Annotated in this window: 18 protein-coding genes and 1 other RNA gene; 9 read left to right on the forward strand and 10 right to left on the reverse strand. The window is 63.9% G+C overall.

Annotated elements, in window-relative coordinates:
- Positions 1 to 123: 123 nt before the first annotated feature.
- The 6 genes from D5125_13240 to ccmA form a co-directional block, all read right to left on the reverse strand.
- Positions 124 to 531 (reverse strand): bacteriohemerythrin, encoded by a 408-nt coding sequence (locus D5125_13240; GenBank protein QFY90369.1) that lies wholly within the window; start codon positions 529 to 531, stop codon positions 124 to 126.
- Between the two features lie 284 nt (positions 532 to 815).
- Entirely contained in the window at positions 816 to 1562 is a 747-nt protein-coding gene (locus tag D5125_13245) for a YciK family oxidoreductase (protein QFY91160.1), read from the reverse strand.
- Between the two features lie 446 nt (positions 1563 to 2008).
- Positions 2009 to 2686 (reverse strand): HAD-IA family hydrolase, encoded by a 678-nt coding sequence (locus tag D5125_13250; protein ID QFY90370.1) that lies wholly within the window; start codon positions 2684 to 2686, stop codon positions 2009 to 2011.
- A gap of 309 nt (positions 2687 to 2995) precedes the next feature.
- Positions 2996 to 3721, reverse strand: coding sequence for a bifunctional 2-polyprenyl-6-hydroxyphenol methylase/3-demethylubiquinol 3-O-methyltransferase UbiG (gene ubiG / locus D5125_13255; GenBank protein ID QFY91161.1), 726 nt, complete (start codon positions 3719 to 3721; stop codon positions 2996 to 2998).
- Between the two features lie 327 nt (positions 3722 to 4048).
- Complete coding sequence (ccmB, locus tag D5125_13260) at positions 4049 to 4717, reverse strand: heme exporter protein CcmB (GenBank protein ID QFY90371.1); 669 nt, start codon at positions 4715 to 4717, stop codon at positions 4049 to 4051.
- Entirely contained in the window at positions 4714 to 5343 is a 630-nt protein-coding gene (gene ccmA, locus D5125_13265; protein QFY90372.1) for a cytochrome c biogenesis heme-transporting ATPase CcmA, read from the reverse strand. The genes ccmB and ccmA overlap by 4 nt, the downstream gene beginning before the upstream one ends.
- 186 nt (positions 5344 to 5529) lie before the next feature.
- On the opposite strand from ccmA, the gene D5125_13270 reads away from it, so the two are divergent.
- Both D5125_13270 and D5125_13275 read left to right on the forward strand, forming a co-directional pair.
- The gene (locus D5125_13270; GenBank protein ID QFY90373.1) at positions 5530 to 5916 is read left to right on the forward strand and encodes an aspartate 1-decarboxylase; all 387 of its coding nucleotides are present in this window, start codon (positions 5530 to 5532) and stop codon (positions 5914 to 5916) included.
- 115 nt (positions 5917 to 6031) lie between these two features.
- Positions 6032 to 6292 carry a CDGSH iron-sulfur domain-containing protein gene (locus D5125_13275; GenBank protein ID QFY90374.1) on the forward strand — a complete coding sequence of 87 codons (261 nt, stop codon included), beginning with the start codon at positions 6032 to 6034 and terminating at the stop codon, positions 6290 to 6292.
- Between the two features lie 14 nt (positions 6293 to 6306).
- Here the strand turns inward: D5125_13275 and dauA are convergent, their stop codons facing one another.
- Complete coding sequence (dauA, locus tag D5125_13280) at positions 6307 to 8007, reverse strand: C4-dicarboxylic acid transporter DauA (protein QFY90375.1); 1701 nt, start codon at positions 8005 to 8007, stop codon at positions 6307 to 6309.
- Between the two features lie 208 nt (positions 8008 to 8215).
- Here dauA and D5125_13285 point away from each other — a divergent pair, with 208 nt between their 5' ends.
- Entirely contained in the window at positions 8216 to 8623 is a 408-nt protein-coding gene (locus D5125_13285; protein QFY90376.1) for a hypothetical protein, read from the forward strand.
- Positions 8624 to 8635: 12 nt separating this feature from the next.
- The gene (gene tsaB, locus D5125_13290) at positions 8636 to 9316 is read left to right on the forward strand and encodes a tRNA (adenosine(37)-N6)-threonylcarbamoyltransferase complex dimerization subunit type 1 TsaB (GenBank protein QFY90377.1); all 681 of its coding nucleotides are present in this window, start codon (positions 8636 to 8638) and stop codon (positions 9314 to 9316) included.
- Positions 9317 to 10107: 791 nt separating this feature from the next.
- On the opposite strand, the gene D5125_13295 is transcribed toward tsaB, so the two are convergent.
- From D5125_13295 to rsmI, 3 genes are all read right to left on the reverse strand, one after another.
- Positions 10108 to 11163, reverse strand: a complete 1056-nt coding sequence (locus tag D5125_13295) for a DUF4351 domain-containing protein (GenBank protein QFY90378.1) — start codon at positions 11161 to 11163, stop codon at positions 10108 to 10110.
- Between the two features lie 91 nt (positions 11164 to 11254).
- Positions 11255 to 11618: RNase P RNA component class A (gene rnpB / locus D5125_13300), an RNA gene on the reverse strand.
- A 60-nt stretch (positions 11619 to 11678) separates the two neighbouring features.
- The gene (rsmI, locus tag D5125_13305; protein QFY91162.1) at positions 11679 to 12599 is read right to left on the reverse strand and encodes a 16S rRNA (cytidine(1402)-2'-O)-methyltransferase; all 921 of its coding nucleotides are present in this window, start codon (positions 12597 to 12599) and stop codon (positions 11679 to 11681) included.
- A 64-nt stretch (positions 12600 to 12663) separates the two neighbouring features.
- Between rsmI and D5125_13310 the strand changes: the two genes are divergently transcribed.
- The 5 genes from D5125_13310 to D5125_13330 all read left to right on the forward strand — a co-directional run bounded on the left by D5125_13310 (position 12664) and on the right by D5125_13330 (position 17701).
- The gene (locus D5125_13310; protein ID QFY90379.2) at positions 12664 to 14571 is read left to right on the forward strand and encodes a penicillin-binding protein activator; all 1908 of its coding nucleotides are present in this window, start codon (positions 12664 to 12666) and stop codon (positions 14569 to 14571) included.
- 10 nt (positions 14572 to 14581) lie between these two features.
- A complete protein-coding gene (locus D5125_13315) occupies positions 14582 to 14932 on the forward strand; it encodes a YraN family protein (protein ID QFY90380.1) in 351 nt (116 codons plus the stop codon).
- Between the two features lie 4 nt (positions 14933 to 14936).
- Positions 14937 to 15533: an SIS domain-containing protein gene (locus D5125_13320; GenBank protein QFY90381.1), complete on the forward strand. Its 597-nt coding sequence runs from the start codon at positions 14937 to 14939 to the stop codon at positions 15531 to 15533.
- 136 nt (positions 15534 to 15669) lie between these two features.
- Entirely contained in the window at positions 15670 to 16323 is a 654-nt protein-coding gene (locus D5125_13325) for a BON domain-containing protein (protein ID QFY90382.1), read from the forward strand.
- A complete protein-coding gene (locus D5125_13330; GenBank protein QFY90383.1) occupies positions 16205 to 17701 on the forward strand; it encodes an FAD-binding protein in 1497 nt (498 codons plus the stop codon). The genes D5125_13325 and D5125_13330 overlap by 119 nt, the downstream gene beginning before the upstream one ends.
- Positions 17702 to 17798: the final 97 nt, after the last annotated feature.

The raw sequence follows: 17798 nt of genomic DNA on the forward strand, positions 1-17798 counted from the left end.
CAAGGTGTATCTGGCCCAACATGGTAAGCGGTTGATCAGCGGCAGGCAAGCTCTGCCCATTAGCCAGAAGTCCTCCCTCAGAACCCCGCGAACAGCTCAAGGCAAGGCGCGGCCCGGCACGCTCTATGGGTTGGTATCCGCCTGTTTGCGGTGATAGTCGGCGTAGTCACCGTCTTCGTTCTTGATGTGGTTGATCAACCAGCGGTTAAGGGTGTTGATCAGGTCATCCACCACGTCCTCGCCGGCCTCGTAGCGGCTGACGAAGTCCTCCACCTTCTGGGAAAACAGCTGGTGCGATTGCTGATGGGCCTCCAGGCTAGGAAAGCCGATCTCACGCATGAAGCGCTCTTCGTAGCCAAAATGGGAGTAGGCGTAGTCCAGCAGTTCGGTGAGCACCTCGCCCACCTGGGCCTCATCGCGCGCCTCGCGGGCCTCATACAACTCATTGATGTAGAGCACGATGCGCTTGTGCTGTTCATCGATCACCGCAATGCCGGTGTCCAGCGCGCTGGACCATTGTAGATGTGCCATGACTGACTCCTGGATTTAAGCCTGAAGAAGGACGCAGAGGTCGCAAAGAAGCGCAGAGAGCGCAGAGTTGCAAAAACTGGCCACCCACGTAACTACTCGCCCACTCTCATCTCTAAGGACAGAGCATCTAATTCCCCCTTCACAAAGGGGGGTAGGGGCCTAATGGCCTGAGTACTTACCCACACGCTTGGCGGGCCCCATAGGGCGGGCCGCGCCCGCCGGTCGGCCACAGTGCTCGGGCTTGTCCCTGGCACGGGCGCGGCGACCACGGGCCGCCCTATGGATCAGCATTCCGAATCCAGGCTCAGCGCCCGGCCGTGAACCTCGGCGCTGTCGGCCCCCAGCAGATAGAGGTAGGCGGGCAGGGCGCTTTCCGGGGGCGGGTTGTCGTTCTCGTCCTCGCCGGGGTAGGCGTCCTTGCGCAGCTTGGTGCGCAGGGGTCCGGGGTCCAGGCTGTTGACCCGCACCGGGCTGGATTCCAGCTCCTCGGCCAGCACCTGCATCAGCCCCTCCAGGCCGAATTTGGACACGGCATAGGCACCCCAATAGGCCTTGGCGCGGCGGCCCAGCTGGTCGGAGGTGAATATCAGCCGGGACTGGTCGCTGGCCTTGAGCAGGGGCAGGCAGGCCTGGCTGAGCAGGAAGGCGGCGGTCAGGTTCACCTGTAACAGCTGGTTCCAGGTCTCCAGGTCGTAGTCGTCGATACGGCTGAGCAGGCGCAACTGGGCGGCGCAGTGGACCAGTCCGTGCAGGGCGCCGAATTCGTCGCGGACGACATCGGCCAGTTCTTCATGGCTGTGGGCCGAGGCGGTTTCCAGGTTCAGCGGGATGATGGCCGGCTGGGCGCCACCGGCGGCCTCGATCTCGTCATACAGCTGTTCCAGCTTGGCGGTGTCGCGTCCGGCCAGGATCAGGGTCGCCCCGACGGCGGCGGCGCCCAGGGCGATGGCGCGGCCCAGTCCGCCGCTGGCGCCGGTGACCAGAATGATGCGCCCCTGCAGCAGGCCAGGAGCGGCTTGATATTGGTTGATGATCATCTTGCTTGGCTCCTACAAAATGTTGCCCTAGCGGCTTGGGGTGGGAGGCCGACTTTGCCAGGTCGCGCAGCAAGCTGCCCTCCCACCACGCGGGTTGCCGCTGGGCAGGGCCTCCCCGGATTCCGCTGCGCTGCATCCGGGCTACTTCTTTCTCACTCTTCTCTGCGTTCTTTGCGCTTCTTCGCGTCCTCTGCGTCCCATCGATTAGGGGATGTTTCATATTCCGGGGTGGCCGTCTCGCTCCATGTCCGCTAGGAGCCTGTCGGGTTTAGGTGCCCGTAGCGAGCAAGGTGGGAGAACGAGAACAAATTTTCACGATTTTGAGGCGCATAGTTGGCCTACGCAACGAAAAATCGGGGAAATTTGGGCCGTTCTTCCCACCGGCGCAGTAGGAGCATCCTAAATCCGACAGGCTCCTAGGTAGGCCCCTTGGTCTAAGCCTAATCCAGCCAGTGCAGAATCTCCAGCGGTGTTTGGATGATGGCGTCGGCTTGCCAGTCCTGGATGCGGTCGTTTTCCCCCAGATAGCCCCAGGCGGCGGCCAGGCTGAGGCTACCGGCGGCGCGGGCGGCCTGGATATCGCGCTCGGCATCGCCGACGTAGATGGCCTCGGCGGGGCGCACCCCGGCCAGGCGACAGGCATGGCGTATGGGCTCGGGGTGGGGCTTGCACTGGGGCAGGCTATCCCCGCTGAGGATGCACAGCGCGCGCCGGTCCAGGCCCAGGTCGGCGGCCAGGGACTCGGTGAGAAAGGCGGGCTTGTTGGTGATCAGGCCCCAGGGGATGGCGCGCCGCTCCAGCTGCAGCAGCAGGGCCTCCATGCCTTCGAACAGGCGGCTGGCGCGGCTGAGGTTGGCCTGATAAAGGGCCAGCAGCTGGGCGCGCAGATCGGCGTAGGAGGGGTCGCTGGGGGTCAGCTGAAAACCGGTCTGGAGCAGGGCGTCGGTGCCGTGGGAGACCTGCGGGCGAATCCGCTCAAACGCCAGGGTGGCGCGACCATGACGCTCAAGGCAGAGGTTGAGGCTGTAGGCCAGGTCCGGCGCTGTATCCACCAGGGTGCCGTCAAGGTCGAAGAATACCGCCTTGTAGCGGCCCGGCTGATTACTGTGAAACAACATGGCCGCCTGTCAATATGGGAGTTCCGAGCCCCGGAAATTCCGATCTGATGCTCGGAGGGGCAAAGGTTAGGCGTGGCCCTGCCCAGCAGCAACCCCGGATTCCGCCCTTCGACTGGCCCTTCGGCAAGCTCAGGACACCGCTCAGGACATCGCTTCGCTGCATCCGGGCTACCTCCTCCTCATTCTTCTCTGCGTCCTTTGCGCTCCTTTGCGTCCTCTGCGTCCCATTGAATTGAAGATGTTTCATGTTCCGGGGTGGTCGTCTTGCCCCATGATCGTTAGATGAATGGCTGGGCGGATGGTTCGGCATTAGGTGGGCCGACGGCAGCGCACCAGATAATTGACGCTGATGTCGTCCGGTTCCAGCCGATACTGCCGGGTCAGGGGGTTATAGACCAGGCCGGTCATGCCCTGCATCTCCAGCCCGGCCTGACGAATCCAGCGGCCCATCTCGGCGGGGGTGATGAATTTGTCGTAGTCGTGGGTGCCGGTGGGCAACATGCGCAACAGGTATTCGGCGCCGAGGATGACAAAGGCATAGGCCTTGGGGTTGCGGTTGATGGTGGAGAGGAATACCTGGCCGCCGGGGCGCGCCAGCTGGGCGCAGGCCTGCACCACGGAGCCGGGGTCGGGAACGTGCTCCAGCATCTCCATGCAGCTGACCAGATCAAAGCTCGCCGGGCGCTGCTCGGCCAGCTCCTCCACGGTGATCTGCTGGTAGTCCACCTGCTGGCCGGATTCCAGCAGGTGCAGGCGGGCGGTGCGCAGGGAGCTGGCGGCCAGGTCGATGCCGGTGACCTGGGCGCCGGCCCTGGCCAGGGCCTCGCTGAGGATGCCGCCGCCGCAGCCCACGTCCAGCGCCGTCTTGCCGGTCAGGCCGCCGCAGTGACGCTCGATCCAGCCCAGGCGCAGGGGGTTGATATCGTGCAGGGTCTTGAATTCGCTGTTGGGGTCCCACCAGCGGGTGGCCAGGGCGTCGAATTTTTCGATCTCGGCCGGGTCGATATTGGCGTGATCGGCAGGGGTTTGGGTCATGGCGGTCTCGGCGGTTTGGCGTTCTGGCAAGAGGGGGGAGCATCCTAACCCGGCGCGGCCGTAAGCCAAAATCGGATCGCAAAGAACGCAAAGGGTTACAAATAGTTTCTCTTCATCGGCCCAATCCGGGGGTTTAGTTGGTTTGAAATTTCGCTGTCCTTTTAATTCAACCTGACCCCTGTCGAGTCCCATTGGCTTGAATCTCTTAACAAATCCTGTATGGGAAGTGGCGGAAAATAGGTTGCCTGCCCCATCGGTCAACCGGACACACCTCACCTTGACACCCTTTGCGATCCCTTTTTTGCATCCAGCTTCGCCGGGTCAGGATCATTCAGCGGAGATACGCAGCGCGGCGGCGGTGGCCAGGGGCGAGAGCAGCAGGGCGCCGATCAGAATAGCGCCGAGCAGGGAGAGGTGGCTGGCTGCCCCGAGGCCGGAGGCGCTGGCTTCCACGGCACCGGCGCCGAAGATCAGTACCGGGATGTACAGCGGCAGTACCAGCAGGGAGACCAGCACGCCGCCGCCGCGCAGGCCCAGGGTCAGGGCCGCGCCGATGGCACCGATCAGGCTCAGACTGGGGGTGCCGAGCAGCAGGGAGAGGATCAGCACGCCGAGGGATTGGGTGGAAAGATCGTACTGCAGCCCCAGCAGGGGCGCCATGATCACCAGCGGCAGGCCGGTCACCAGCCAGTGCGCCAGCACCTTGCCCAGCACCAGCAGGGCCACTGGCTGCGGGCTCAGCAGCATTTGCTCCAGGCTGCCGTCGTTATGGTCCTGGGCGAACAGCCGCTCCAGCGCCAGCATGGAGGCGAGCAGGGCAGCCACCCAGACCACGCCGGGGGCGATCAGGCGCAGGGTGTTCAGCTCCGGGCCTATGCCCAGGGGGAAGAGGCTGACGACGATGACGAAGAAGAACAGGGTGGTGAACAGGTCCGAGCGGCGGCGCATGGCCAGCAGCAGGTCGCGGCGGATGATCCAGACAAAGGCACCGCTCATGCCGCTTTCCTCCAGCCCAGTTCCAGATTCTTGCTGTTGCCGCTGGTGAGGGGCACCTCCTGATGGGTGGTGAGCACGGCCATGCCGCCGCGCTCCAGGTGTTCGCGGATCACCTGTTGCAGCAACTCCACTGCGGCCTTGTCCAGGGCGGTGAAGGGCTCGTCCAGCACCCACAGCGGGGCGCGGTTGACCAGCAGGCGGGCCAGGGCCACCCGGCGCTTCTGTCCCTGGGACAGCACCTTGGCCGGCAGGTCCTCATGGCCGTCCAGGCCGATGCGCTCGAGGGCTTCCCAGGCCTGGCGCTGGCTGAGGTCAAAACCATCGAGAATGCTGCTGATGCGCAGGTTCTCAAGCCCGGTCAGGTCACCCTTGATGCCGTTCTTGTGGCCCAGATAGAGCAGCTCGCGGGTGAAGTCCTCGCGCAGGCGGTGGGCGTTCTCGCCGTTCCAGCGCACCTCGCCCGCATCGGGCAGGATCAGGCTGCACAGGGTGCGCAGCAAGGTGGTCTTGCCGCTGCCGTTGTGGCCGTGGACATACAACAGCTCGCCGGCCTCCAGGCGAAAGCTGATCTGGCGAAACAGGCGGCGGTCGCCGCGCACGCAGGAGAGGTTGTCGGCTTCAAGCATGGGCTGGGCTGGTATGCTCTGGATTGTCGGCGGCAAAGGCGCGATTGTACCCAAGTTGGTGGCAAATCAGCAGTCTTATCAGGGCCTGATCCCGTAAAATCCGGCGTTGGCTGGCCAGGGATTTTGAAAATCCCTGGGCTCAGGGGATAATGGCCGGGTTTTTTCGTTCAAGAGTGCAATGATTCGATGCAATTGACCCTCCTCAAGTGCAAGATCCACCGCGCCTGCGTGACCCATGCCGAACTCGACTATGAGGGCTCCTGCGCCATCGACCGCGACCTGATGCGGCTGGCAGGCATTCTGCCCTACGAGCAGATCCAGGTGTATAACCTGGGCAATGGCGAGCGCTTCACCACCTACGCCATCGAGGCCGAGGCCGGTTCACGCATCATCTCTGTCAACGGAGCGGCGGCGCACAAGGCCCAGCCGGGGGACAGGGTCATCATCTGCGCCTATGCGCTGCTGGACCAGGCCGAGCTGGCGGACTTCAGGCCCGCCCTGGTCTATACCGACGAGCACAACCGGGTCATGCGCACCGGCGAGCAGATCCCGCCGCAACTGGCCGCCGCCTGAGCCGTGCTCCCAGCCAAGAGAGGTGCAGGAGCGCCAATCTAAGCCGTTCACTGGGCGCGGCCGAAGTGAACGGCCGATGACAACCCAGCCAACCCCAACCCCGAGGACAAGACCCATGAGTGAGCAGAGCCCAAGCCGTGATGAAGTCGTGGTAGCGCAAAAGAGCCCCATCCCGGTAGAGGTGGAAGCAGGCAAGACCTATTACTGGTGCTCCTGCGGCCGCAGCAAGAGCCAGCCCCTGTGCGATGGCTCACACCAGGGCACCTCCTTCGAGCCCCTGGCCTACACCGCCAAGAAGACCGAGACCGCCTACCTGTGCGGCTGTAAAAAGACCTTTCACGCCCCCCTGTGTGACGGTACCCATCAATCCCTCTGATCGCTGAGTGGGGCCTAAACCCGACTCTCCAACATCCGCTTTGCCATGCCGAAGGCGTCGTTCAGGGAGCGGGAGAAGGCCAGGCTGTCCTTGCGCTTGCGCACCCCGGCGCGCCTGAGCTTGAGCATCATGCGTGGTAGCAGGTTGTTGATCACCAGACCGATATTGCGCTGTTTCAGGTCCTCGGCGATGGACTCCATGGCAACGATGGCGCTCATGTCCAGCAGGGTGACCTGGGACATATTCAGCACCACCACGCGCACATCGGGGCGCACCTGGCCGATGGTCTTCAGCGCCTTCTGCGCCGAGCCAAAAAACAGCGGGCCGTTGATGTCATAGACCACGATGGACTCCGGCAGATCATAGCCCTCATGGTCCAACTCCAGGGCAGAGGTCTGGGTCAGGCTGATGCTGCGGCGGATGAACAGGGTGGCCGCCAGGCCCATGCCCAGGGCCACGGCCAGGGTCATGTCGAACAGCACGGTGAGCAGAAAGCACAGCAACAGTACGATCACATCATCCCTCGGCGCCACCCTCAGGGTACGCGCAAAATGCCGAGCCTCGCTCATGTTCCAGGCCACCATCAACAGCAGGGCCGCCATCGACGCCATGGGGATGTAGGACAGCAAGGGGGCCAGCAGCAGGATACTGAGCAGGATGAACAGGCCGTGCACCACCGAGGCCAGGGGCAGGCTGCCACCTGATTTGACATTGGCTGCCGTGCGGGCGATGGCCGCCGTGGCCGGGATGCCGCCAAAGAAGGGCGCAATCAGGTTGCCTATGCCCTGGCCGATGAGTTCATCGTTGGGCTCGTGCTTCTTGCCCGACATGCCGTCGGCCACCACGGCGCAAAGCAGGGATTCCAGGGCCCCGAGAATGGCGATGGTAATGGCCGCAGGCAACAGCTGGCGGATCAGCTCAAAGCTCAGGCCGATGGGCGTGCCATCCGCCCCCGGCAGGGTCCAGGGCCAGGCAAGGCCGGGCAGGACAGGGGGTATGCCGCCACCGCTCAGGCCGTTGATCTCATAGCTGAAGCGGCTGCCGATGGTGGCCACGGAAAAGCCCGTCAGCCAGGACCCCAGGGCCAGGGCGGCCAGGCTGCCGACCAGCAGGGCAACCAGATGGCCGGGGACCTTGGAGCGCATCCGTGGCCAGAGCAGCAAGACCCCCAGGGTGATGCCGCCGATCAGGCTCTCCTGCCAGTCGAGGGAGGGCAGCGCCTGCAGGATCTGCCCCATCTTGTGTAGATAATGGCCCTCCAGCCCGGCAACATCCAGGCCGAAGAAGTCCTTGATCTGAAAGCTGGCTATGACCACGCCGATGCCGGCGGTAAAGCCCACGATAACCGGATAGGGGACGATCTCGATCAGCTTGCCGAACTTGCTCAGGCCCATGATGATCAGGATCAGCCCGGCCATGAGGCCGCTGAGCAGCAGGCCGCCCAGGCCGAATTGCTGCACTATGGGCAGGAGGATGACGACAAAGGCCGCGGTGGGGCCGGAGACGTTCACCTTGGAGCCGCCGCTGAGGGCAATCACAATACCGGCCACAATGGCCGTATAAAGGCCATGCTGGGGTGCCACGCCGCTGGCGATGGCCAGGGCCATGGACAGGGGCAGGGCGATGACGCCCACGGTCAGTCCGGCCAGGACGTTGGCCTGGATCTCCCTGGCGGAGGGTCTTTCGTGCAGTGATCTTCTGAGTGCGGATAGCATCTGGGTCTTGTCTGTGTCTGGCGTCGATCGGCACGCAAGGGGAGGGAGCAGGAAGGGCCTACCCCGGATGCCTGGTCCCTTGCCAGTGAAGTGCTGAACAAAATAGTGAAATTTCAGCACGCAGAGCGCGCCTCTTGGCGATCTCTGCGTCCCTTTTGCTACCGGCCGAGCCGGGTCAGGATAAACCGGTGCAGACACAATTGCCAAAATGACCGATCACGCTGAATCGCCGTTGCGCCTGGAATTGACCGATCGTCGCTGCCGTCGGATCTATCTGCTGCTGGCCCATTTGCTCCCCCTGCCGGTGCTGCTGTTGGCCCGCATCTGGCCTGTGGAGATACTGCTGGGGCTGGTCTTGGTGCTGTTTAGCGGGCTGTTCTGGCTTTGGCGTGAGCGCCGCCCTCAGCCACAGGCGCTGAGCTGGGATGGGGAGCGGGGTTGGCGTCTGCATTGGGGCGATGAACAGGGGTCTGCAGGCCCACCTCGCTTTCTCATGCTCGGCAGCTGCCTGCTGCTGGAGGTGGACGGGCAGCTTTTTTTTCTACCGGAAAGACCCGGGCTGAATCGTTTGCGGCGGCTGCTGCGCGGTGGGCATGGCCTGCCCCGTGATCCCTAGGATAATACCCTCATGAAGATACTTGCTCTGGATACCTCGGCCGAGGCCTGCTCGGTAGCGCTGAACCTGGATGGCGAGCTCATTGGCCGCCTCCGGCACGCGCCGCGGCGGCATACCGAACTCATCCTGCCCATGCTGGAGCAACTGCTGGCCGAGGCCGGTCTGGGGCTTACCCAGCTGGATGCCATCGCCTTTGGCCGTGGACCGGGCTCCTTCACCGGGGTACGCATTGCCGCCGGAGTCACCCAAGGGATTGCCCTGGGGGCGGGGCTGGCGGTGGTGCCCATCTCCACCCTGGCGGCCCTGGCCTTGCGGGGTTACCGCGAACAGGCCGAGCAAAACCTGCTGGCCGCCTTTGATGCGCGCATGAAGGAGATCTATTGGGGTGCCTATAGGGTCGATGATCAGGGCCTGGTCCAGCTCAAGGGCCGGGAGGCCGTACTACCGCCGGAGCAGGCCAGCCCGCCCGAGGCGGCCGACTGGTTTGCCCTTGGCAGTGGCTGGGCCGCCTATCCAGAGGCCCTGCGCCAGGCCACGGCACTGCCGTCAGGGCGGTGCGACAGTGGCCTGGTCTGCCGCGCCGAAGAAATGGCCCTACTGGCCGAGAGGGAGCTGCTAGAGGGCAGGGCAGTCGGCCCCGAACAGGCGCTGCCCCTGTACCTGCGCGACCGGGTGGCCTGGAGCAAGGGTTAGTTTGCCTCGCTGGCAGGGAATAAGAAAACCCCTCTCAGGACAGAAGCGATCCGCAGCGCGTGGGAGCGAGAAAAGAACCGATGGGACGCAGAGGGCGCAAACGACTGCATGGCCACCGCCCCACACCTACCGCCCTTTGGGGCTAGGTGTGGGTCAAGCTGATCCAGTCATCGGTTTGGCATGACCTACCTCCCTGTAGGCCCGATGCAGGAGGAACGAAGCAGGATTCCAGGGCCGAGAAGCGCAAAGGGCGCAGAGAAGAGAGTAGTGAATTACTGCGAACCTTGGGGCTTGCCTCGCATCCTGGGCACCCCAAACCCCGGATATTCCGAACTGGCGCTCGGAGGTGTTGAGTTGTAGCCCGGATGGAGCCTGGCGGAATCCGGGGAGTGCTATGCCGTCTGCTTTGGGGTTTAGGCCTTATGCGGGGGCAGGGACAAGGGTCAGGCCCCGCTTTTTTCAGCCCTCACCCTGACCCTTGCCCAAGAGAGGGGCCTATTTTGGCAGGGGAGATCGGTCTTTATGCTTGAATCACTGTCCTTTTTGTCCCTTAGTATGCGTGATTACTTTGGTTTTACAAGGATATTATTGCTGTTGTTAATTGTGCTGGTTTTCGCCTGGGTTTGGCGGGTCATGCGCTGTGGGAGTCCAGCCTTGCTGGGCGGCATCGGCTGCCGGGTCGCGCAGCAGAGCTGTCCTCCCACGGGGCTTGCGGGGTGATTAGCCAGTGCCTGGCCCTGCCAGACGCACACCCAGTCCGTGCCCGAGTCAGACCCGGCCGTTGTCCATCCTCAATGCGCGTCAAATACCTCATCCAGTGTCTTGGCATCAAGCAGGCGCTCGCCCCAGAGTTCGAGCTGTTCCAGCGTGGCTAGTTGCAGCCTTGTTTCGGTATCCTGGGTTAAGGTGCCAAAACGCTTGATCAGCTGGCGTTTCAGCAGGCTGATCTCACCTTCTTGTCGGCCTTGCTGCATGCCTTGCTGTATGCCCTGCTGCATGCCTTGCTGCATGCCTTGCTGCATGCCCTGCTGCATGCCTTGCTGCATGCCCTGCTGCATGCCTTGCTCCATGCCTTTTTTCATGCCTCGCTCAATGGCCAGGCGTTCAACACTGGTGACGTAGCGCACTTTGCTTTCTCCTTCTAAGGTTTCTATATCTTGCCAGAGTTTTTGCTCCAGGCTGTCGGGCAGGCGCATCATCCAGTCGAGTACGGCAAACAGGTCGAGGATGCGCTGCCGGTCCCAGCCTTGACGGTAGAGTAGCCGCACCAGGGTCCGTTTGGCCTGGTAGCGGGCCTGTGGATCGTTGCGGGTCTGCCGGGTCCGCAGATGGGCTGCGGTGATGAGGGCAAAGGGGTTTGCGTGGCCTTCCAGCGTATCGGTTTGGGCGGCATAGTCAAGTAGCTTGACCACCGGGAAGTCGAGCCTGTGCCGACAGCCGAACACCTCGTAGGCAAAGTGATCCGGCCTCCAGTTTTCATCCTGGTCGGCGAGAACCACAAAGCTGGCGATGGGGCGATCATAGCGGTCGAACAGACGGTAGTTGTAGATGTAGATGCGCTTGGGGAGCTGGTTGTCTCTTTCGCCTTGCACCTCGATATGTATGTACACCAGGCGTTGTTCACCGTTTTTCAGGCTGACCTGCACCAGGGCATCGGCAAAGCGTTTGCCCAGCTCTGCATCGCGAACCACTTGGCGCAGTTCGGTATTCTTGAATTCGTAGCCCCGTGACCAGTCAATATCGGCATGGGCCTTGGGGAAGTAGAAGGCCATGAATTCAGGAAAGGCATGCTCCAGCACCTCTTTCCAGGGGCTGTCGTAGTGGTCGTTTTCCTCAGGACAATTCATGGCTTGGTCAGGAAGATTGGTCATCGCCATCGGCTAGCTGATACATGGCCAGGGAAACCACTGGGCCTCACCGCTTGGGGCCGGTTGGGGAGGGTGGAGTCGGCCGATAAGCCGGGTTCTGTCGTGGACGGTCATTCATCTGGGACCTGCGTCACCACAGGCCTCAAGCAACCTACCCGGGAATCCTGCGGGCCGCAGGTCGCAGCGAGCTGCTCATTCCCCTATTTGGTCTTGCAGCGGACGGGGTTTACCCTGCCACAACCGTTGCCGGTTGCGCGGTGCGCTCTTACCGCACCATTTCACCCTTACCCCTCACCTAGTGACTAGGTGAGGGGCGGTATATTTTCTGTGGCACTTTCCGTAGGCTCGCGCCCCCCAGGGGTTACCTGGCGTCTTGCCCTATGCTGCCCGGACTTTCCTCCGCCGTTGCCGGCAGCGACCGCCTGGCCGACTCCAAGGGCAGTCTAGCATACAGAGGACAGAGGACAGAGGACAGAGGCGCTTCGCGCCAGTTTTTACTTAATCTGTCGCGCAGCGACGCAAAAGTCTGTCTTCTGTCTTCCGTCCTCTGTCCTCTGTCCTCTGTCCTCTGTCTTCTGCTCGAGTCCGAGCTGGTAGAGATCGTTGCGCCTGAGTCCGGTGATGCCTGAGGCCAGGCTGGCGGCCTGTTTCAGGGGTAGTTCTTGCAGCAGGATCTTGAGTACCCGCTCGGCATCCTGCGCCTTGGGGTCTGCGGGTTGGTCGGTGTTGCCTTCCAGCAGCAGGACCATTTCCCCCCGGCGTTGGTCGGCGTCTTCGCTCACCCGTTCCACCAGTTGTGCCAGGGGGGCGTCGATGAAGGTTTCGTGCAGCTTGGTCAGCTCCCGGGCGAGGATGGCGCGGCGCTGGGGGCCGAAGCCTAGCTGCATGTCGCGCAGGCAGTCTTGCAGGCGATGGCAGGATTCGTAGAACACCAGTGTGGCGGTCTCTGTGGCCAGTTGCTCGAACAGCCGCCGCCGGGCCGGGCCGGTGCGGGGCGGAAAGCCGAGAAAGAGGAAACGGTCGGTGGCCAGCCCTGCCGCCGATAGGGCAGTGATGGCGGCATTGGCACCGGGGATGGGCACCACGGCGTAGCCCTGCCGGCGCAGTTCGCGCACCAGGGCAAAGCCGGGGTCGCTGATCAGCGGGGTGCCGGCGTCGGAGATCAGGGCGATGCACTGACCACCGTCCAGGCGCTGCATGATCTGCCCCAGCAGGGCGGTCTCGTTGTGCTCGTGCAGGGCCAGCATGGGGCTGTTGATGCCCAGGGCGGCGAGCAGGCGGCCGCTGTGACGGGTGTCCTCGGCGGCCACCAGGTCCACCTCGGCCAGGGTCTGGCGGGCGCGCTGGCTGATATCCGCCAGATTGCCGATGGGGGTTGCCACCACATATAAAGTGCCGCGTTCATTTGACAGCATTAGATCGACCTCCGATACTCGGCCTGAGCCAACCCAGCAGGCCCGTCATAAATCCCATAACACCATGCCCCTGAAACTGCCCAAACTTCTGGTTGCCCTGACCATTCTGCTCCTGCTGGGTTGCAACCCGACGGATAATCGCGCCTCTGGGGGCAATCCCAATCTGATCTCTTCTGCCGAGATCGTCAACGAGGCGGACCGCCAGCGTATGCGCAACGAGGGCAGACGCCTGGCCGCCCAGGCCGCCAACAGCCCGCCGCCGCGCAGCGATCAGCTGTATATGCGCTCGGCCGAGGCCTATCTGCGCGGCGAGGATATCAAGAATGCCCGCGCCAGTGCCGACAAGGTGGCCTCTGGCCGCCTGCCGCCGGCCGATCTGTTCGACTGGAACATGCTCAGCGCCGAGATCAACATGAAGTCCGGGGCCCTGGGTACGGCGCTCAATAGCCTATCTGAGCGCCCCCCGGGGCAGCTGAACAGCGCCCAGCTACGGCGATATTACCTGAACAAGGCCGAGGCCCACCGGCTCTCGGGCAATCTGCTGGAGAGTGCCCGCGCGCGCAGCGATCTGGACGCCCTGCTCAGCGACCCCAGGGAGAAGATGGACAACCAGCTGCGCCTGATCAAGACCCTCACGCCCCTGTCGGATACCGCCCTGGAGCTGCTCCAGCCCAGCCCGCCGGGGCTGCTCGGCGGCTGGATGGAGCTGGCGCGGGTATTCAAAAAGCACGGTGATGACATAGCCATGGCCAAGCCGGCCTATGAACAGTGGCGCAGCCGCTTCCCGGATCATCCGGCGGCGGCCGATCTGTACGCCGGCAGCGTGGAGCGGATTCAGACCCAGTACCACCGCCTGGAGCAGGTGGCCGTGCTGCTGCCCCAGTCTGGCCCGCTGAAGGGCCCGGCGGGTGCCATTCGCAGCGGCATCATGGCGGCCTATTACGCCGTGCCCAATGAGCTGCGCCCCAGCCTCAAGTTTTACGACAGCAGCAAGCCAAGCAAGCTGGATGCCATCTACCAGCAGGCGATGGACGAGGGCGCGGTGGCGGTGATCGGCCCGCTGGGCAAGCAGGCGGTGGAGCAGATCGCCAACCGGGCCGAGCTGCCCCTGCCCACCCTGACCCTGAACCGCATCCCGGCCGGACAAAGGCCGCCGGCCAATCTCTATCAGTTTGCCCTGGCCCCGGAGGACGAGGCACAGCAGGCGGCGGAGCGGGCCTGGCACGACGGCCATCGTCAGGCCCTGGCCCTGGTGCCCGACAGCCGCTGGGGCAAGCGCGTGCTGGAGGCCTTTCGCAGCCGCTGGCTTGCCCTCGGCGGCAGCCTGGTGGAGCACAAGCTCTATAAAGAGAAACAGCATGATTTCTCCAAGGAGATCCGCGCCCTGTTCAAGATCGACACCAGCGTGGCGCGGCACAAGCAGCAGCAGCGGCAACAGAGCGGCAAGGCGGAGGATCTGCCCAAACCGCGCAGCGATGCCGATGTACTGTTCCTTGCCGCAAGCCCGGAAAAGGCCCGCGCCATCCGCCCCCAGTTGCAGTTCAACTTTGCCGGCGAGGTGCCCATCTACGCCACCTCGCGGGTCTATAACGGCTGGCCCAACGCCCGTCTGGACCGTGACCTGGCCGGCATCCGCTTTCCTGACCACCCCTGGCTGCTGATTGCCGAAGATGGAGCCACCTCGCGCGCGGCGGTGGCGCGGTTGTTTCCCTCATCCCGCAATAAATACCCGCGCCTGCACAGCATGGGCATAGACAGCTACAATCTGCTCGGCCAGCTGGAGCAACTGGCCGCCGACCCTCAGGCCGCCTTTGACGGCAAGACCGGCATACTGCGCCTGGATCGGCAGCGGCGCATCCAGCAGCAGCTGCTCTGGGCCGAGATGAAGAACGGCAAGCCTGAGGTGATCGGCTACCTGCCGCGCAAACCGGCCCTGGCCACCGCCCCACTGGGCAATCTGCCCTCGCCATGAGGGGGTTGTCTTGAGCAGAGAGACCGGCAATCGGGCCGAGGATCAGGCACTTGGCTACCTGCAGGCCCAGGGGTTGAGGCTGCTGGAGCGCAACTACAGCTGCCGTCAGGGGGAGATCGACCTGATCATGCAGCAGGGCCAGACCCTGGTCTTCATCGAGGTGCGGTACCGGCGCAGCAGCCGTTATGGCTCGCCCCTGGAGAGCGTCGATCCACGCAAGCAGGCACGCCTGCTGCACAGCGCACGCCACTATCTTCTCTGCCATCCCCATTGGCAAGACCGCCCCTGCCGCTTTGACGTGGTTGGAATCAGCGGCGATCAGGGTACAATCCAATGGCTGACCAACGCCTTTGGTGAATAGCCCCATGTCCCTCAGCGAGCGCATCGAGCAGCTGTTTGTCTCCCAGCGGGAGGCCCAGCAAAACAACCAGGCACGACTGGCAGGCCCCCTGCGCGCCGCCGCCGAACTGATCTTTGGCCAGATCATCCAGGGCCATCGGCTGCTGGCTTGCGGTAACGGCGGCGGTGCCGGTCTGGCGCAGATCCTCGCCGCGCAGATGCTCTACTGTTTTGAACAGGAGCGCCCCGGCCTGCCGGCCCTGTCTCTCAATGGCGATTGCGCCACCCTCACCGCCATCGCCAGCGGCGACAGCCTGGACGAGGTGTACGCCCGTCAGGTCACAGCCCTGGGCCAGCCCGGCGACCTGCTGCTGGTGATCAGCCCCAAGCGGGAGGTCATCAACCTGATGCGCGCCGTGCAGGAGGCGCAGGCGCGGGAGATGCGGGTCATCGCCCTGACCGGCAGCGAGGGCACGCAAGGCGGCGAGCTGAGCGCCCTGCTCGGGGCCGAGGATATTGAACTATGCCTCAGCTCGGCCCAGGATGCGCGTATCCTGGAGGGCCAGTTGTTTGTCATCCATTGCCTGTGCGACCTGATCGACCGGCAATTGTTGGGGCATTGAGCGAAGCCGTTCACTGAACAAGGTGCCATCTGGGCTAGGGGCAATGTTTGCAACTCGGTGATCTCTGCAATTCTTTGCGTCCTCTGCGTCCTCTGCGTCCTTTTTTGTTCCGGTTACGCCGGGTTTAGGAGATAACATGCTACCGCGCTTGATTCTATTGCTCGTTGCCGCCCTGTCCCTGCTGTCTGGCTGCGCCCCGGTGGCGATTACCGGCGGGGCCACCGCCGTGGCCGTGGTGCATGACCGGCGCTCTGTGGGCACCCTGCTGGAGGACAAGGAGATCGGCCTGAAGATCTCCAACTACATCCAGAAACAGCCCGAGCTGAAGAAGTTCAGCGATGTCGCCAGCACCAGCTTCAATCGCCGCGTATTGCTCACCGGCGCGGTCGCAAGCCCCGCCCTGTCGCGCCAGATCGCCAACTACGCCAAGGGCCTCAACGGCGTGCGCGAGGTGATCAACGAGATCGAGATCCACCCGGAATACGACGGCGGCATCCAGGGCACCCTCAACGATAGCTATATCAGCACCCAGGCCAAGCTGCGCCTGTTTAATGTCAAGCTGCCCACCTTCGACCCCACCCGGGTGGAGGTCACCACCTACAACGGCAGTATCCATCTGATGGGCATGGTCAGCCGTACCGAGGGCAGCGCCGCCGCCGAGGAGGTGCGCTATGTGCAGGGGGTCAGCCGGGTGGTCAAGCACTTTGAGTACATCAAGTTGCCCGCGCCCAGCAGCCGCCAGGCCAGCCCAGGTGGCGGCGGCAGCGCCAACCTGGAGCGGTTCCATTAATCTGACCCCGGCCCAGCTTGGGCAATTGCAGGCTGCCGTCGGGGCCGACTGTCTGCTCACCGACCCCGCCGACTGCTGGACCTATGGCTACGACAATAGTCGCCTGCAGGGTCGCCCCCTGGCCGTGGTGCTGGCCGAATCCAGCGGGCAGATTCAGCGACTGCTCACCTTCTGTATTGAACACCAACTCCCTCTGATCCCGCGTGGCCGTGGTACCGGCACCACGGGCGCGGCCGTGCCGGATCAAGGGGGCCTGGTGCTCAGCTTCGAGCGCATGAACCAGATACTGCACATCGACCCGGCCAACCGCCTGGCCAGGGTGCAGCCCGGCCTGACCAACCAGGCCCTGCAGGATGCCCTCAGGCCCCTGGGCTTCTTCTGGCCGCCGGACCCCACCAGCGCCGCCTACTGCAGCATCGGCGGCAACCTGGCCTACAACTCCGCCGGACCCCGCGCGGTCAAATACGGCACGCCGAGGGAGAATACCCTGGGCCTGAGCGCCGTCATCGGCACTGGCCAAGTCTTACACACCGGGGTTGAGACCACCAAGGGCGTGGTCGGCTACGACCTGACCCGGCTGCTGATCGGCTCCGAGGGCACCCTGGGGCTGATCACCGAGGCCACCCTCAAGCTCAGCCCCCTGAGCGAGGCCAAGCGCACCCTGCAGGCGGTGTATAAAGACATGGACGCCGCCGCCCAGGCGGTCTCCGCCATCATGGCCCAGCCGGTGATCCCCTGCGCCCTGGAGATGATGGATAGCGCTGCCCTGCGCCTGGTGCGTCGTTTCTCCGACCCCGGCCTGCCGGAGGCGGCAGGTGCCCTGCTGATGATCGAGGTGGACGGTGCCGCCGCCGGGCTGGATCAGGCCGCCGAGGCCCTGGCCCAGGCGGCCAGCAATCCCGGCCTGATCAGCGTGGAGATCGCCCAGGACGAGGCCCAGGTCAAACGCCTGTGGAAGACGCGCAAATCCCTCTCCCCGGCTCTGCGCAACGCCGCGCCAAAGAAGATCAACGAAGACATAGTGGTGCCCGTATCCCGCATCCCGGAGCTGATCGCCGGGCTCGACGCCCTGTCCCGTCAGCACGCCATCGACATCGTCAACTTCGGCCACGCCGGCAACGGCAATATCCACGTCAACCTGATGTACGACCCCGAGCAGGGCAATGCCAGCGAACGCGCCCAGCAGTGCCTGAGCGATGCCTTGGTGCTGGTGCTCCGCCTGCACGGTACCCTCTCCGGCGAACACGGCATTGGCCTGGCCAAGCGCGACTTCGTCGCCCAGGAGCTGGACCCCGTCGGCCTGGAGATGATGCAGGCCATCAAACGCCAATTCGACCCGCACAACATCCTCAACCCCGGCAAGGGCTTGCCTCAGTGACAGGGCTGGAATCCTGTCACCCTCCCTGTCCTCCGTCCTCCGGCCTCTGTCCTCTGTCTTCTGTATTAGGTAAACTGGCGGCAACAATCCCGGCCCC

The organism is gamma proteobacterium SS-5, from assembly GCA_009497875.2.
Classification (GTDB): Bacteria; Pseudomonadota; Gammaproteobacteria; order Chromatiales; family Chromatiaceae; genus Magnetovirga; species Magnetovirga frankeli.

Bases quoted from the DNA above. Each gene is read 5' to 3' on its own strand.
- D5125_13270 (QFY90373.1), top strand. From the start codon at position 5,530: ATGCAATTGACCCTCCTCAAGTGCAAGATCCACCGCGCCTGCGTGACC.
- D5125_13320 (QFY90381.1), top strand. From the start codon at position 14,937: ATGTCCCTCAGCGAGCGCATCGAGCAGCTGTTTGTCTCCCAGCGGGAG.
- D5125_13250 (QFY90370.1), bottom strand. From the start codon at position 2,686: ATGTTGTTTCACAGTAATCAGCCGGGCCGCTACAAGGCGGTATTCTTC.
- ccmB (QFY90371.1), bottom strand. From the start codon at position 4,717: ATGAGCGGTGCCTTTGTCTGGATCATCCGCCGCGACCTGCTGCTGGCC.
- D5125_13275 (QFY90374.1), top strand. From the start codon at position 6,032: ATGAGTGAGCAGAGCCCAAGCCGTGATGAAGTCGTGGTAGCGCAAAAG.
- D5125_13330 (QFY90383.1), top strand. From the start codon at position 16,205: ATGTGCAGGGGGTCAGCCGGGTGGTCAAGCACTTTGAGTACATCAAGT.
- D5125_13285 (QFY90376.1), top strand. From the start codon at position 8,216: ATGACCGATCACGCTGAATCGCCGTTGCGCCTGGAATTGACCGATCGT.
- D5125_13310 (QFY90379.2), top strand. From the start codon at position 12,664: ATGCCCCTGAAACTGCCCAAACTTCTGGTTGCCCTGACCATTCTGCTC.
- D5125_13325 (QFY90382.1), top strand. From the start codon at position 15,670: ATGCTACCGCGCTTGATTCTATTGCTCGTTGCCGCCCTGTCCCTGCTG.
- ccmA (QFY90372.1), bottom strand. From the start codon at position 5,343: ATGCTTGAAGCCGACAACCTCTCCTGCGTGCGCGGCGACCGCCGCCTG.
- dauA (QFY90375.1), bottom strand. From the start codon at position 8,007: ATGCTATCCGCACTCAGAAGATCACTGCACGAAAGACCCTCCGCCAGG.
- D5125_13295 (QFY90378.1), bottom strand. From the start codon at position 11,163: ATGAATTGTCCTGAGGAAAACGACCACTACGACAGCCCCTGGAAAGAG.
- D5125_13240 (QFY90369.1), bottom strand. From the start codon at position 531: ATGGCACATCTACAATGGTCCAGCGCGCTGGACACCGGCATTGCGGTG.
- ubiG (QFY91161.1), bottom strand. From the start codon at position 3,721: ATGACCCAAACCCCTGCCGATCACGCCAATATCGACCCGGCCGAGATC.
- rsmI (QFY91162.1), bottom strand. From the start codon at position 12,599: ATGCTGTCAAATGAACGCGGCACTTTATATGTGGTGGCAACCCCCATC.
- tsaB (QFY90377.1), top strand. From the start codon at position 8,636: ATGAAGATACTTGCTCTGGATACCTCGGCCGAGGCCTGCTCGGTAGCG.